This window comes from Variovorax sp. F042 (assembly GCF_057814215.1).
In genome coordinates this window covers 170,345-183,888 of sequence record NZ_JBVASX010000014.1, presented here as the reverse complement: position 1 = coordinate 183,888, position 13,544 = coordinate 170,345, and the positions used below count along the sequence as shown (strand labels likewise).

The following is a 13,544-nucleotide window of genomic DNA, read 5'->3' as shown; positions in this document are numbered from 1 at the left end:
CAATCATGTCCATGGTGATCACCTTGAATCCCTGCTGAAATTCTCAGCAGGTCAGTGGAACACCCTGGTCAATATTGGATTGGCACTTTGCGGTTTAGCTGGTCAAGATTGCATCGGCACTAACACTGGGCCTCAGGGACTGGCAGCGGCGGCGGCGGCGGTGGTGGTGGTGGTGCAACGAATTCACTGGGCGTGGGCGGCGGTGGGGCGGGCGGGAGTGTTGGGTCTCCGATGATCCGCGTGCCCACTGCAGTCGTTCCTGGTACGGCCTACACGATCACAGTGCCAACGGTTGGGGGCTCTGGAGGAAGTGCCGGGACTCCTTCGGCGCCCGGTGGCGCTGGCGGCAATGGGACCGCAACGACCATGACATTGGGCGGCACGACGCTGGTCAACTGCGCACCAGGTGGCGGCGGGTCTGGCGGGGTCCAGTGGTCCGGCACTGGTACCCCTTCGGGCGGCACGCCTGCCAACGGTGACCCGTTGGGCTCCTACGGCAACGACGGCGCTGGCGGGATAAACGGCGGCGTGGGCAACGGCGGCGTGGGCGCCAGTGGGCCTTTCGGTGGTGGAGGCGGTAGCGGACGCGCTGGCAGCACTGGTGTCGCGGGTCGACCTGGCGGCAACTACGGCGGCGGCGGCGGTGGTGGTGGCGGCGGCTACGGAAGTTCGGGCGCTGGCGCTAACGGTGGCGCCGGTGGAGCTGGTGGCCCTGGGTTCTTCTCGCTGGAGCGGTGACATGAAATACGCGCTGTACCTTCTCTCGAATCTGCAGGTGATCCAGTGGCAGGACACCGACCTCGCCAACTACCCAGATCTTGAAAACTGGCAAGGGCGGATCGAGCTCGCGGAGCCGCTGCCGCCTGAGTTCGATCCCAACGCGACGCCGACTGGCTATTGGGTCGTCGATGGTGCGCTGACCGCCGTAGCTCCGCCACCACCGCTCTCCGAGGTCGCGATGTACGCGACCTGGGCCGTTACGGGCAAGCGCGTCTCGTTGATCGCTGATGGCGTCGACCTGGCAGGCGGGCGGCGCTTCAAGCCTACCGATGCTGATCTCGCGCGAGTCGGGCCGATCGCGCTGCACCACGCGGCGCTGGGTGTGACCTCGATCAATATCCTGCTCGACCAGCCGCCGATCTGGTACAGCATCGAGGCGTCGGATCTGGAGACTGCCTACGTGGCTTTCATCGCGAAGCGCGAGCTGTGTTTTTCCAACGAGCGAGCGCACTTGGAGGCGATCGCCACTCTGCTCGCGGCGAATGATCGCCCCGGCCTGGAGGGTTACGACACGACAACGGGCTGGCCCAGTTAGCCAGGGAAAAAAGACAGGGCGAGTGGTTTGGGTGCGGGAACACCCGCTCCACCCGTCTCCGCCGTGAGCAAGCACGGCATCGACCGAAGACCCTGCCACCTAGCTAGGCGGGGCGAATCATAGGTGGTGCCGAATGCAGGAAGTCAGATGCGGTCATTGCGGGCGAAAGCTCGCGATGGTCGACGCAAGGATTGTTGAGATCAAGTGCCCGCGCTGCGGGACGATGAACCACTGGAGAGCCAGTGCCGCTGATCGCAGCGGCCCGAGCCCCACACCAGCACGCCAGCGAGCGTCACACCACAAGGAACGTGATGGCGCAACAGAAAAGCCCGTTGGCGTGGCTGGGCGGCAAGAGCCGCCTCGCTGACCAGATCGTCAAGCGGATGCCCGCTCACCAGACCTACTGCGAGGTGTTCGCAGGCGCGGCCTGGGTGCTCTTTAAAAAACCAGAAAGCAAAGTCGAGATCATCAACGACATCAACCGCGAGCTGACCAACCTGTATCGCTGCGTGAAGCATCACCTGGCCGAACTGGTGGCGCAGTTTCGCTGGATGCTGGTGGCTCGTGATGACTTCGACGCCTTCCTGTCGCTGCCCCCGGATGCCCTCACAGACATCCAGCGGGCGGCCAGGTTCTTCTACCTGGCCAAGACCAGCTTCGGGGCCAAGATCCACAAGCCCACCTTCGGGATCGCGGCCACGGCCGGGCCGAGGCTGAACCTGCTGCGAATCGAAGAGGAGTTGAGCGATGCACACGCGCGTCTGGCGCGCGTGTTCATAGAGAACAGGCCCTACGACCAGGTCATCCAGCGCTTCGACAAGCCCGGCACCTTGTTCTACGTCGACCCGCCGTACTGGGGCAACGAAAAGGACTATGGCGAGGGTGTGTTCAGCCGCGACGACTTCGCACGCCTGGCGGGCCTTCTGGCCGCCCTGAAGGGCAAGTTCATCTTGAGTCTGAACGACACACCCGGCGTGCGCGAGACATTCGCCGGCTTCCGTATCGAGGCGGTCAAGACGCGGTACAGCATCAGCCCCAAGAGCAAGCAACCAGTCGGCGAAGTGTTGCTCACCAACTTTTAGCCTCACCTGTTCGACTCCCTGCCCATAATGGCTGATGCCAACGCTTGTCGGACACGCCTCCTGGGCCGAGAAGACACTGATCGAATGCGGCCGCTTCTACCCTCCGGACTGCAAGACACCGGAGGCGCGCCTGCGCTACTACGCCAGCATCTTCCCGCTGGTCGAGGTGGACAGCAGCTACTACGCCATCCCCTCACAGACGAACACGCACAACTGGGCGGCCCGCACGCCCGAGGGCTTCGTCTTCAACGTTAAGGCCTTCCGCTTCTTCACCGGCCACCAGACCGACGTGGACGTGCTGCCGCGTGGCGTGAAGGAGCTGCTGCCGGGTCGGAAGCGGCTGCTCTATCGCGACACCGCCGACGAGGTGAAGGATGCGCTATGGGAGGCCTTCTACCAGTCGCTCGAGCCGCTGCGCCTGAACGGCAAGCTGGGGCTGATCCACTTCCAGTTCCCGCCCTCGGTCGTGCCCTCGCCCCGCGTGACGGCACACCTCGAGTCCATCCGCCAGAAGCTGCCGCAGGACACATTCAGCGTGGAGTTCCGGCACAGCAGTTGGTGGGACGGCATGAAGCGGACGGTTGAGACCCTGGCCATGCTGCGCGCCTTGGGCGCAGTGCATACGGTGGTCGACGGCCCGCGAGGCTTCGACAACAGCGTGCCGCCGATCTGGGAGGTCACGAACCCCAACTACGTGCTGGTGCGCCTGCACGGGCGCAACACGGAAACCTACAACGCCAAGGTGAATTCACCTGCCGAGAGGTTCTCCTACGAGTATTCCGACGAGGAGCTAAAGGGCATCATCGCCGAGACGGTGCGGCTGGCCTACAGGGCCCGGAATGCGCACATGATCTTCAACAACTGCGACGAGGACAAGGGCGTCCGCAACGGCATGACCGCGCTGAAGATGCTGGTGCAGCATGGCGACGGCCAGCGGCCGGATCTCAGCAAGCCCTTCCACCCGAACGGAGTGCTGCCGAGCATCTCGGTCGATGAACTCTCCACCGCCTCGCGCGAGCTGCCGGAACCTTCAGGCGGCGAGCCGCCCATCCGCGAGGTGGAGATCGACTCCGAGCGCGTCGGGCGGGTCCGGGTGACGTTTCAGCTGCGGGAGGCCAGGCATCACAAGAGCGCCCACAGCTACTGGGCAGCGGTCTTCGCGCAGCCGATCTAGGCTGAGTGCGAGCCAGAAGCGGGGAAAATGGCTTTCAGCCTACTTTTCAGGCCAAAAAGATGCCTGTGGGTAACTCGGCCGAATTCGCCGGCGTGGTCCTTCCAGTCGCGGACGCATGTTACAAATCGGACGCATAGGAAGCGAGTTCAGGCCCATGCGTCCGAAAGTTCAGCGCCACGCGGCCGCTTACAACTAATGCCGTCTATTTCTGGCTGGCTCTATCAAAGAAAAACGGGTTACACCTTGTGAGCGTAACCCGTCGTTCTGTCTGCTGATTTTGGTCGGTGTGAAAGGATTCGAACCTTCGACCCCTTGCACCCCATGCAAGTGCGCTACCAGGCTGCGCCACACACCGAAGCTCTCGATTATAGCGGTTGAAATTCAGCGTCCGAGGGTCAGCAGCTCACGAATTTCAAAGAGTTCGCGCCGCAGGTGCAACAACTGCGACAGGTCGACCGTCTGCGTGGCAGACGCCGAGGGCGAATCCTGCACCACGGCGGCATCGAATTCTTCCTGGTCGATCTCGATGGCCTCCATGCCGTCGAGCGGCACCTCGCCCGCCTTGCGACGGTCGCGTTCACCTTGCACGAGCTCCTGAAGCTTGTTGCGCGCACCGCTGATCGTGAAGCCCTGGTCGTAGAGCAAATCGCGTATGCGGCGGATCATGAGCACCTCGTGGTGCTGGTAGTAGCGACGGTTGCCGCGCCGCTTCATGGGCCGCAGCTGCGTGAACTCCTGCTCCCAATAACGCAGCACGTGCGGCTTGACGCCGCACAGTTCGCCGACCTCACCAATGGTGAAGTAGCGTTTGACGGGAATCGGAGGGAGCGTTTTCTCCATTGAAATCAAGACTGTGCGCGGGAAACCTGAGAGATTACTCTACGCAGGCGCGCAGCACCAAGCACTATTCGGCGCCCAGGCTCCACTCGACTTCGGATGCACCGTTCTGTTCGATGCTTCCATGAATCTGCTCCTTGAGCTTCGCACTCGCGTGGAACGTGGCCACGCGGCGCTCGCCGATCGGGATGGCCTCGCCAGTGCGCGGGTTGCGGCCCGGCCGGGGCGCCTTCACGCGGATCTGGAAGTTGCCGAAGCCCGAGATCTTCACGTCCGTGCCTTCGACGAGACTGCTGGCCACGAGCTCGAAGAACGCCTCGACCATGTCCTTGGACTCGCGCTTGTTCAGGCCGATCTGCTCGAACAGCAGGTCGGCCAGATGCGCCTTGGTGAGCGCAGGCGTTTCGAGAGCCTCGAGCGTGAATTCGGCAGCGTTCATTCTCATCATCCCCTCAAGCGGCCGCCGAGCTTGGCGTCCAGTTGTTCGACGATTGCACGGACTGCGGGCTCGACCTGCTCGTCCGTCAGGGTGGCGTTGTCGCTCTGGAAACTGAGGCGGACCGCCATGCTCTTCTCGCCTTGCGCCAACGCGCCCGGCGCAGCCACGACACCATCGCGCAGCGGCTGCGGGCGATAGATGTCGAACAGCGTCACGTCGCGCAGCAGTCCCTGCGCAGCTGTCGTCGCGCGGATGGCCTGCACCAGTGCATCGTGCGTGACGGCTTCAGCCACCACCACGGCAAGGTCGCGTTCCACGGCCTGGTGCTTGGGCACCGGCTGTGCCACCGGCACGGGGCGCGCCGTGACGGCGTCAAGGTCGAGTTCGAACAACACGGGCGCTTGGGCGAAGTCCCACTTCTGGCGCCAGCGCGGATGCAGTTCGCCGACGAAGCCGATGGCCTTGCCGTCGACCAGCACACGCGCCGAACGGCCCGGGTGCAGGGCCGGATGCTCGGCCACCTCGAAGCTGGGCACCAGCGGCGCGAGCAATGCTTCGACGTCGCCCTTGACGTCGTAGAAGTCGACGCGCTGCGGCTTGCCGTCCCAGCGCGACTCGTCGGCGTCGCCCCAGGCGAGGCCCGCCACGCGCATCGGCTGGTTCACGCCGCGCACGGTGCTGTCGGTGGTGGCAACGCTGTCGTCGCGCATGAACACGCGGCCCACTTCGAACACACGCACGCGAGGCGCCTTGCGGTCGAGGTTGAACTTGAGCACCTGCAGCAGCGAGCCCAGCAGCGACGAGCGCATCACGCTCATCTGGCTGGCGATGGGGTTCAGCAGCTTGATCGGGTTGGCATTGCCTGCAAGGTCTTGCTCCCAATGCGCTTCGACGAAACTGAAGTTGATCGTTTCCTGATAGCCCAGCGCTGCGACGCTGCGGCGCACCGCAAACCGGCTGCGCTGCGCCTCGGGCCGCACGCGGGCGGTGATGGGGGCGAGCGGCGCGGTGGTCGGCAGGTTGTTGAAGCCGATGAGGCGCGCGACTTCCTCGATCAGGTCTTCTTCGATCAGCAGGTCGAAGCGATGCGGCGGCGGGGTCACGGTCAACGTGCCCTCGCCTTCGGTGATCGCGAAACCGAGGCGATTCAGCGCGTCGGCGCATTGCGCCTGCGTCAGCGGCATGCCGATCACGCGCGCCGCACGCTCGACGCGCAGCGTGACGGGCACGGCCTCGGGCACGCTCAGCGTCTGGTCGTCCATCCTGCCGGCCTCGCCGCCGCAGATCTCGACGATCAGCTGCGTGATGCGCTCGATGATCTGCACGGTGCGGCTCGGATCGACGCCGCGCTCGTAGCGGTGGCCCGCATCGGTCGAAAAGTTGAAGCGGCGCGAACGGCCCTGCACCGCCTCGGGCCACCAGAAAGCGGCCTCGACGTAAATGTTGCGCGTGTCGTCGGTCACCGACGTGGCGTCGCCGCCCATGATGCCGGCGAGCGATTCGACTTCGCGGTCGTCGGCGATCACGCCGACCTTCTCGTCGACGGTGATGGTCGTGCCGTTGAGCAGCTTGAGCTGTTCGCCCGCCTTGCCCCAGCGCACCGTGAGGCCGCCGTGGATCTTGTCGAGATCGAAGATGTGGCTGGGCTGGCCGTATTCGAACATCACGTAGTTCGAGATGTCGACCAGCGGCGTCACACTGCGTTGGCCGCAGCGCGCAAGGCGTTCGACCATCCATGCCGGTGTGACGACCTTGGTGTTGACGCCGCGCACGATGCGGCCCGAGAAGCGGCCGCAGAGTTCGGGAGCCTCGACCTTGACCGGCAGCACGTCGGCGAACGACGTCGCCACCGGCGCGATGGCAGGGGTCTTGAGTGGCACACCAGTGAGCGCGGCGAGTTCGCGCGCCACGCCGTAGACGCTGAGGCCGTGCGCCAGGTTGGGGGTGAGCTTGAGCGTGAGCAGTGCGTCGTCGAGCTTGAGCACGTCGCGCACGTCGGCGCCGATGGGCGCGTCGGCATCGAGCTCGAGCAGGCCGCCGTGGTCTTCGTTCAGACCCAGTTCGCGCGCTGAGCACAGCATGCCCTGGCTCTCGACGCCGCGCAGCTTGCCGAGCTTGATGAGGAAGGGCTTGCCGTCTTCACCCGGCGGCAGTTCGGCGCCGACGAGTGCGCAAGGCACCTTGATGCCAACGCGCGCATTGGGCGCGCCGCACACGATATTGAGCAAGGCGCCTTGCCCCGCGTCGACCTGGCACACGCGCAGGCGATCGGCATTCGGGTGCTGCTCGGCTTCCTTGATTTCGCCGACCACGATGCGCGTGAAGGGCGGCGCCACCGGTCGGCGCTCTTCGACCTCGAAGCCACCCATGGTGAGCGTTTCGGCCAGTGCGGCGCTGTCGAGGGGCGGGTTGCAGAACTCGCGCAGCCAGGATTCCGGGAATTGCATCTCTTCGATCTCGATCTGGTTTTTCTATGGAGGGGTGCTTACTGGAACTGCGAGAGAAAACGCAGGTCGCCGTCGAAGAAGAGGCGCAGGTCGTTCACGCCGTAGCGCAGCATCGTGAGCCGGTCGGGGCCCATGCCGAAAGCGAAGCCGATGTAGCGCTCGGGATCGAGGCCCATGTTGCGCACCACGTTCGGATGCACCTGGCCCGAACCCGACACCTCGAGCCAGCGGCCGGCCAGCGGCCCGCTCGCGAACTGGATGTCGATCTCGGCGCTCGGTTCGGTGAACGGGAAGAAGCTCGGGCGGAAGCGCAGCACGAGGTCGTCGCGCTCGAAGAAGGTGCGGCAGAAGTCGGTGAAGACGACCTTCAGGTCCTTGAAGCTCACGTTCTCGCCGAGCCACAGGCCTTCGCACTGGTGGAACATGGGCGAGTGGGTGGCGTCGCTGTCGACGCGGTAGGTACGGCCCGGGGCGATCACGCGGATCTCGGGCGCCTTCACGGTGCCGGTAGTGTCGGCCGCAGCGGCTGCGAACTCGGCGGCGTACTTCTTGATGTGCTGATGCGCGTAGCGCACCTGCATCGGGCTGGTGTGCGGACGCAGGTTGTAGGGAATGCCGTCGTCGCCGTTGATGTCGACGTAGAAGGTGTCCTGCATCGAACGCGCCGGATGGTTCGGTGGGTTGTTCAGCGAGGTGAAGCTGTGCCAGTCGCTCTCGACTTCGGGGCCGTCGGCCACGTCGAAGCCCATGCTCGAGAAGATTTCCTCGATGCGCTCAAGGGTGCGGCTCACGGGGTGCAGTCCGCCGGGAATACGGCGACGGCCGGGCAGGCTCACATCGAGCGCTTCGGCGCGCAGTTGTAGCGAGAGCTCTTCGTCGGCCAGTTGCTGGCGGCGGTCGGTCAACGCGGCCTCGATGGCCTGCTTGGCGACGTTGATCGCGGCGCCGCGGGACTTCTTCTCTTCGACACTCAGCGCAGCCATGCCCTTCATCAGCTCGGTGATGCGGCCCGACTTGCCGAGGAACTGGGCCTTGGCGTTTTCGAGCTCGGCGGGCGTTTTCGCTTCGGCGAAAGCGGCGCGTGCGGTGTCGACCAGGGAGTCCAACTCGTTCATAGCAACAAAATCTTCGAGGGGAAATAAAAAAGAGCTGGAGCCTTTTCAAGCGCCAGCCCTTGAGCCGTGGGCGCAGGACGCTGCCCGGAGGCAGCACCCCTGCTGTGCAGAATCAAGCAGCCAGCTTGGCCTTGACCTGCTCCACGATGCCGGCAAAAGCGGCCTTGTCGTGCACGGCGATGTCCGCAAGCATCTTGCGGTCGATCTCGATACCGGCCTTGCGGATGCCGTTGGCGAACTGGCTGTAGGTCAGGCCCAGTTCACGCGAGGCGGCGTTGATACGCGCGATCCACAGCTGACGGAACACGCGCTTCTTGGTACGGCGGTCACGGTAGGCGTATTGGCCTGCCTTCATCACCGCCTGTTTGGCGACGCGGAAGACATTGCCGCGGCGACCGCGGAAACCCTTGGCGAGTGCGAGAACTTTCTTGTGGCGGGCGCGAGCCGTTACACCACGTTTGACGCGAGGCATGTGTGTACTCCTTGTTCGTCTGAGTTAAATGCCACGGCCGGGCAGCATGGCGGCGACAGAAACCATGTTGGTCTCATGCACTGCGACTGCACCACGCAGGTGACGCTTGTTCTTGGTGGTCTTCTTCGTCAAGATGTGACGCTTGAAGGCTTGACCGCGCTTGACGGTGCCACCGGGACGAACGCGGAAACGTTTTTTCGCGCTGCTCTTGGTCTTCATTTTGGGCATGTGAATGCTCCTTTAGTTTGTGCTCGTGAGGCGCCATGGATGCTCCACAGACTTGTTGGCCCCGAGACACTTCTTTATCCCGCCCCTGCCGGCATCTCTTGCGAGGCGCTGGCAAGGGCGAAATCCCTTCGAACCTTCTCTTCTCTACTGCAACCCTGACGCTCAGGCTGTTGCGGGCGACGCTGCCGGCGCGGCAGCGGCATCTGCAGCCGGCTTCGGCGCAGCGCCACCAGCCTTCTTGCGACCCGGCGCGATCATCATGATCATCTGCCGGCCTTCGAGCTTCGGAAACTGCTCGACCATGATCAGGTCACCCAGTTCGTCGCGAATACGCTGCAGCAAAGCCAGACCGAGCTCCTGGTGCGTGATCTCGCGGCCGCGGAAGCGCAGCGTGATCTTGCATTTGTCGCCCTCATCAAGAAAGCGCTTGATGTTGCGCATCTTGATGTTGTAGTCGCCATCGTCGGTACCGGGCCGGAACTTGATTTCCTTGACCTCGATGACCTTCTGCTTCGACTTCGCCTCGGCTGCCTTCTTCTGCTCGTGGTACTTGAACTTGCCGTACTCGATCAGGCGGCACACGGGCGGGTTGGCCGCCGCAACGACCTCCACTAGGTCCACGTCCTGCTCACCGGCAAGGCGCAGAGCCTCGGCAAGACTCACGACACCCAATTGCTCGTTATCCGGGCCGATCAGGCGGACTTCCGGGGCCATGATTTCCCGGTTCAGGCGGTGTTGGCGTTCCTCGCGGTGGCGGCGGTCGCGGAATGCAGTAGCGATGGTCAGAATCCTTCAAAATTTGCTACAAAATCTGTAGCGAACACCGGTCAGTCCTCGCGGACAAACGGCATGATTTGGCTTTGAAACATATGGGGTGTTCCGAAGACAAATCAACGCTTGTCGGCAATATCCTGGACGAGCCGTTGCACGAACGATTCGAGGGACATTGCACCGAGGTCTTGATTGCCCCGGGCGCGCACTGCGACGGCACCTGCTTCCTTTTCCTTGTCGCCTACGACAACGATATAAGGGAGCTTTTGCAACGAATGCTTCCGTATTTTATACGTAATCTTCTCGTTGTGCAGGTCAAGCTGAACCCTAAGCCCTTGATTTTGCAGCGCTTTCGCAACTTGCGCGGCGTAATCGGCCTGTCCTTCACTGATATTGAGCACCGCCACCTGCACCGGAGCGAGCCATGCGGGCAGCGCGCCCGAGTGGTGTTCGATCAGCATGCCGATGAAGCGCTCGAGGCTGCCGACGATCGCGCGGTGCAGCATCACAGGGTGCGCGCGGCCGCTCGATTCCGTCACGTATTCGCCGCCCAGGCGCTCGGCCGTGTTGAAGTCGACCTGCATCGTGCCGCACTGCCACTGGCGGCCGATGGCATCGCGCAGCGTGTATTCGATCTTGGGGCCGTAGAAGGCGCCATCGCCCGGTGCAATGACGAAGTCGACGCCCGAGCGGCGCAGCGATTCCATCACCGCGTGCTCGGCCTTGTCCCACAGCTCGTCGGAGCCGACGCGGTTCTCGGGCCGCGTGGCGACCTTGTAGAGGATGTCCGTGAAGCCGAAGTCGGCATAGACCTTCTGCAGCTGCTCCGTGTACGCGATGCACTCGTCGAGGATCTGGTCCTCCGTGCAGAAGATGTGCCCGTCGTCCTGCGTGAAGCCGCGCACGCGCATGATGCCGTGCAGCGCACCGCTGGGTTCGTTGCGGTGGCACTGGCCGAACTCGCCGTAGCGCAGCGGCAGGTCGCGGTAGCTGCGCAGGTCGCTCTTGAAGATCAGCACGTGGCCCGGGCAGTTCATCGGCTTGAGCGCATATTCGCGCTTCTCCGACTCCGTCGTGAACATGTTGTCGCGATAGTTCTGCCAGTGGCCCGTTTTCTCCCACAGGCTCTTGTCGAGGATCTGCGGGCCCTTCACTTCCCAATAGCCCGTGTCGCGGTAGATGCCGCGCATGTACTGTTCGACGGCCTGCCACACAGCCCAGCCCTTGGGGTGCCAGAACACCACGCCCGGCGCCACTTCGTCGATGTGGAACAGGTCAAGCTCCTTGCCGAGCTTGCGGTGGTCGCGCTTCTCGGCTTCCTCGATGCGCTGGATGTACTGGTCGAGCTGCTTCTTGTCGGCCCAGGCCGTGCCGTAGATGCGCTGCAGTTGTTCGTTCTTGGCGTCGCCACGCCAGTAGGCGCCGGCCAGCTTCGTGAGCTTGAAGACCTTCAGGAAACGCGTGTTCGGCACGTGCGGGCCGCGGCACATGTCGACGTATTCCTGGTGGTAGTACAGGCCCATGGCCTGCTCGTCGGGCATGTCCTCGACGAGGCGCAGCTTGTAGTCCTCGCCGCGCGACTTGAAGACTTCGATGACTTCGGCGCGCGGCGTCATCTTCTTGATCACGTCGTAGTCCTGCGCGATCAGCTCGCGCATGCGCGCCTCGATGGCGGCCATGTCCTCGGGCGTGAACGGGCGTTCGTACGAAATGTCGTAATAGAAGCCCTCGTCGATCACGGGCCCGATCACCATCTTGGCCGTCGGATAGAGCTGCTTCACCGCGTGGCCGACCAGGTGGGCCGTCGAATGGCGGATGATTTCCAGGCCTTCGTCGTCCTTGGGCGTGATGATCTGCAGCTTGGCGTCATGGTCGATGACGTCGCTGGCATCGACGAGCCTGCCGTCGACCTTGCCGGCCACCGTCATCTTGGCCAGGCCGGGACCGATGGACTGGGCGACTTCGGCCACCGAAACCGGGCCGGGGAACTCGCGGCGCGAGTTGTCGGGGAGCGTGATCTGGATCATTTGAAGAAAACCTCGGGGAGAAAAACAAAAAAGCGCGGTGGATGCCGCGCTTTGCTTGGTTGTAGAGCTGGCAGAAACCAGCGAGCGCGGGCTACCGGCCTTTTCCTTCAGTGAAGAAAAAGCCGCTGAATCCTTGCGGAGTAGTTCGCGGTGTCATAACCAAGGTGCCTTTCTCGCTCTTGTTGAGTGCAGAGTCCGCAATTCTAGCCGCTGCCCGTTCAGGACGCGGGCGCCGCGTTCTTGAGTCCCAGCACTTCAATGGGTTCGATAGACGGCGGCTTGGCGAACAGCTCGGGAGCCTTCGCCATCAGCGCCTGGGCGATCGGGCCGGTCAAATGAGCCTGGCGACCGGCTTCGTCTTCGAACGCGTCGAACACGCCGAAGGTGCTCGGCGACAGGCGCAGCGCAAACCAGATCGGCGTGGTCTTCTCGTCGCGCGCCATCGCAAGGCCGGCTTCGAGGAACTTCTCTACATCGCCTTCCTTGCCCGGCTTGGCTTCGAGGCGAGCGAACAGTGCGTACTTGATCATGGGTGATCTCCTGAGTTGAACGGCGCGCGACATTGCGCGGCGTTGGTATGGACTCTAGGCAGGCGTTGTCTCTGGAGCTATTGGCGTTTTTGACATCTTTGATATCGTTATGGCCATGAAGCTCGATGTACTCGCTCTCGATGGCGTGTTCGACACCGGCCTGTCCACGGTGCTCGACGTGTTCACCACTGCCAACGAACTCGCTGCCATGCTGCAGCTCGACGTGGCGCCGTTCGAAGTCACGGTGACGGGCGTTCGCAAGCGGGTGAGAACCTCGCAGGGGCTCACCGTTCCGGTGGCTCGCGCGCTCGACGCCGGGTCCGCGGATTGGCTGATCGTTCCAGCGCTGGGCTGCAAGATGCCCGAAACACTGGAACCCGCCTTGTGTCGCCCCGACGTGCGCGACGCCTGCGCCGCAATTCGGGAGCGCGCAAGCAAAAGCGCCAATCTGGCCGCCGCCTGCATCGGCACCTTCGTGCTCGCGGAATCGGGCGTGCTCGATCACCAGAAGGCAACCACGACCTGGTGGCTGGCCACGCTGTTCCGCCAGCGCTACCCTGCCGTGCAACTGGAAGACTCACGCATGCTGGTCAGCTCCGGCAATCTGGTCACGGCCGGCGCAGCACTGAGCCATGTCGACATGGCGCTGTGGATCGTGCGCCAGGCCAGCCCCGAACTCGCCACGCTGGTCGCGCGCTACCTGATCGTCGATTCGCGACCATCGCAGTCGGCCTACGTGATCTCCGACCACCTCTCGCATTCCGACCCACTGGTGGAGCGCTTCGAGCGCTGGGCGCGCGGCCGGCTGGCCGACGGCTTCTCGCTCGACGAGGCCGCACAGGCCGCGGGCACCAGCAAGCGCACGCTGGCCCGCCGCATGCAGCAGGTGCTGGGCAAGAGCCCCCTCTCCTACGTGCAGGACCTGCGCGTGGAGCGCGCGGTGCACCTGCTCAAGACCAGCGACAAGAGCCTGGAGCAGATCGCCGGCATGGTGGGCTACGCCGACGGCGTCACGCTGCGCACCCTGCTGCGCCAGCGCCTGGGCCGCGGCGTGCGCGAGGTGCGCCTCGAAGCCTGAGCACGCAACGGACGCAAAAAAGCCCGGCG

16 protein-coding genes and 1 tRNA gene are annotated in these 13,544 nt (G+C 63.9%); 7 read left to right on the top strand and 10 right to left on the bottom strand.

What is annotated here, in order from left to right:
• From ACZYSP_RS30030 to ACZYSP_RS30005, 6 genes are all read left to right on the top strand, one after another.
• The coding region (locus ACZYSP_RS30030) for a hypothetical protein (protein ID WP_489018113.1) at positions 1 to 235 on the top strand (235 nt) is incomplete at its 5' end.
• A gap of 131 nt (positions 236 to 366) precedes the next feature.
• A complete protein-coding gene (locus ACZYSP_RS30025; RefSeq protein WP_489018111.1) occupies positions 367 to 738 on the top strand; it encodes a hypothetical protein in 372 nt (123 codons plus the stop codon).
• A 1-nt stretch (position 739) separates the two neighbouring features.
• Positions 740 to 1,315, top strand: coding sequence for a hypothetical protein (locus ACZYSP_RS30020; RefSeq protein ID WP_489018109.1), 576 nt, complete (start codon positions 740 to 742; stop codon positions 1,313 to 1,315).
• A gap of 133 nt (positions 1,316 to 1,448) precedes the next feature.
• Positions 1,449 to 1,682, top strand: a complete 234-nt coding sequence (locus ACZYSP_RS30015) for a Com family DNA-binding transcriptional regulator (protein WP_489018107.1) — start codon at positions 1,449 to 1,451, stop codon at positions 1,680 to 1,682.
• Positions 1,627 to 2,397, top strand: coding sequence for a DNA adenine methylase (locus ACZYSP_RS30010; RefSeq protein ID WP_489018105.1), 771 nt, complete (start codon positions 1,627 to 1,629; stop codon positions 2,395 to 2,397). The genes ACZYSP_RS30015 and ACZYSP_RS30010 overlap by 56 nt, the downstream gene beginning before the upstream one ends.
• Before the next feature lie 34 nt (positions 2,398 to 2,431).
• Complete coding sequence (locus tag ACZYSP_RS30005; protein WP_489018103.1) at positions 2,432 to 3,571, top strand: DUF72 domain-containing protein; 1,140 nt, start codon at positions 2,432 to 2,434, stop codon at positions 3,569 to 3,571.
• A 278-nt stretch (positions 3,572 to 3,849) separates the two neighbouring features.
• Here the strand turns inward: ACZYSP_RS30005 and ACZYSP_RS30000 are convergent.
• From ACZYSP_RS30000 to ACZYSP_RS29955, 10 genes are all read right to left on the bottom strand, one after another.
• Positions 3,850 to 3,926, bottom strand: a tRNA-Pro gene (locus ACZYSP_RS30000).
• Between the two features lie 26 nt (positions 3,927 to 3,952).
• Positions 3,953 to 4,411, bottom strand: coding sequence for a MerR family transcriptional regulator (locus ACZYSP_RS29995; protein WP_093081657.1), 459 nt, complete (start codon positions 4,409 to 4,411; stop codon positions 3,953 to 3,955).
• Between the two features lie 64 nt (positions 4,412 to 4,475).
• The gene (locus ACZYSP_RS29990; RefSeq protein ID WP_093081659.1) at positions 4,476 to 4,847 is read right to left on the bottom strand and encodes an integration host factor subunit alpha; all 372 of its coding nucleotides are present in this window, start codon (positions 4,845 to 4,847) and stop codon (positions 4,476 to 4,478) included.
• A 5-nt stretch (positions 4,848 to 4,852) separates the two neighbouring features.
• Complete coding sequence (gene pheT, locus ACZYSP_RS29985; protein WP_093081662.1) at positions 4,853 to 7,294, bottom strand: phenylalanine--tRNA ligase subunit beta; 2,442 nt, start codon at positions 7,292 to 7,294, stop codon at positions 4,853 to 4,855.
• A gap of 38 nt (positions 7,295 to 7,332) precedes the next feature.
• On the bottom strand, positions 7,333 to 8,409 hold the full coding sequence (gene pheS, locus ACZYSP_RS29980; RefSeq protein WP_093053069.1) for a phenylalanine--tRNA ligase subunit alpha: 1,077 nt from the start codon (positions 8,407 to 8,409) through the stop codon (positions 7,333 to 7,335).
• Between the two features lie 112 nt (positions 8,410 to 8,521).
• Positions 8,522 to 8,881 carry a 50S ribosomal protein L20 gene (gene rplT, locus ACZYSP_RS29975; RefSeq protein WP_007832499.1) on the bottom strand — a complete coding sequence of 120 codons (360 nt, stop codon included), beginning with the start codon at positions 8,879 to 8,881 and terminating at the stop codon, positions 8,522 to 8,524.
• 24 nt (positions 8,882 to 8,905) lie between these two features.
• Positions 8,906 to 9,109: a 50S ribosomal protein L35 gene (gene rpmI / locus ACZYSP_RS29970; RefSeq protein WP_007832497.1), complete on the bottom strand. Its 204-nt coding sequence runs from the start codon at positions 9,107 to 9,109 to the stop codon at positions 8,906 to 8,908.
• 162 nt (positions 9,110 to 9,271) lie between these two features.
• Positions 9,272 to 9,898 carry a translation initiation factor IF-3 gene (infC, locus tag ACZYSP_RS29965; RefSeq protein ID WP_093081664.1) on the bottom strand — a complete coding sequence of 209 codons (627 nt, stop codon included), beginning with the start codon at positions 9,896 to 9,898 and terminating at the stop codon, positions 9,272 to 9,274.
• Between the two features lie 101 nt (positions 9,899 to 9,999).
• Complete coding sequence (gene thrS / locus ACZYSP_RS29960) at positions 10,000 to 11,907, bottom strand: threonine--tRNA ligase (protein ID WP_093081667.1); 1,908 nt, start codon at positions 11,905 to 11,907, stop codon at positions 10,000 to 10,002.
• Positions 11,908 to 12,125: 218 nt separating this feature from the next.
• On the bottom strand, positions 12,126 to 12,437 hold the full coding sequence (locus ACZYSP_RS29955) for a putative quinol monooxygenase (RefSeq protein ID WP_093081669.1): 312 nt from the start codon (positions 12,435 to 12,437) through the stop codon (positions 12,126 to 12,128).
• Positions 12,438 to 12,552: 115 nt separating this feature from the next.
• Here ACZYSP_RS29955 and ACZYSP_RS29950 point away from each other — a divergent pair, with 115 nt between their 5' ends.
• Complete coding sequence (locus ACZYSP_RS29950; RefSeq protein ID WP_093081712.1) at positions 12,553 to 13,515, top strand: GlxA family transcriptional regulator; 963 nt, start codon at positions 12,553 to 12,555, stop codon at positions 13,513 to 13,515.
• Positions 13,516 to 13,544 lie beyond the last annotated feature (29 nt).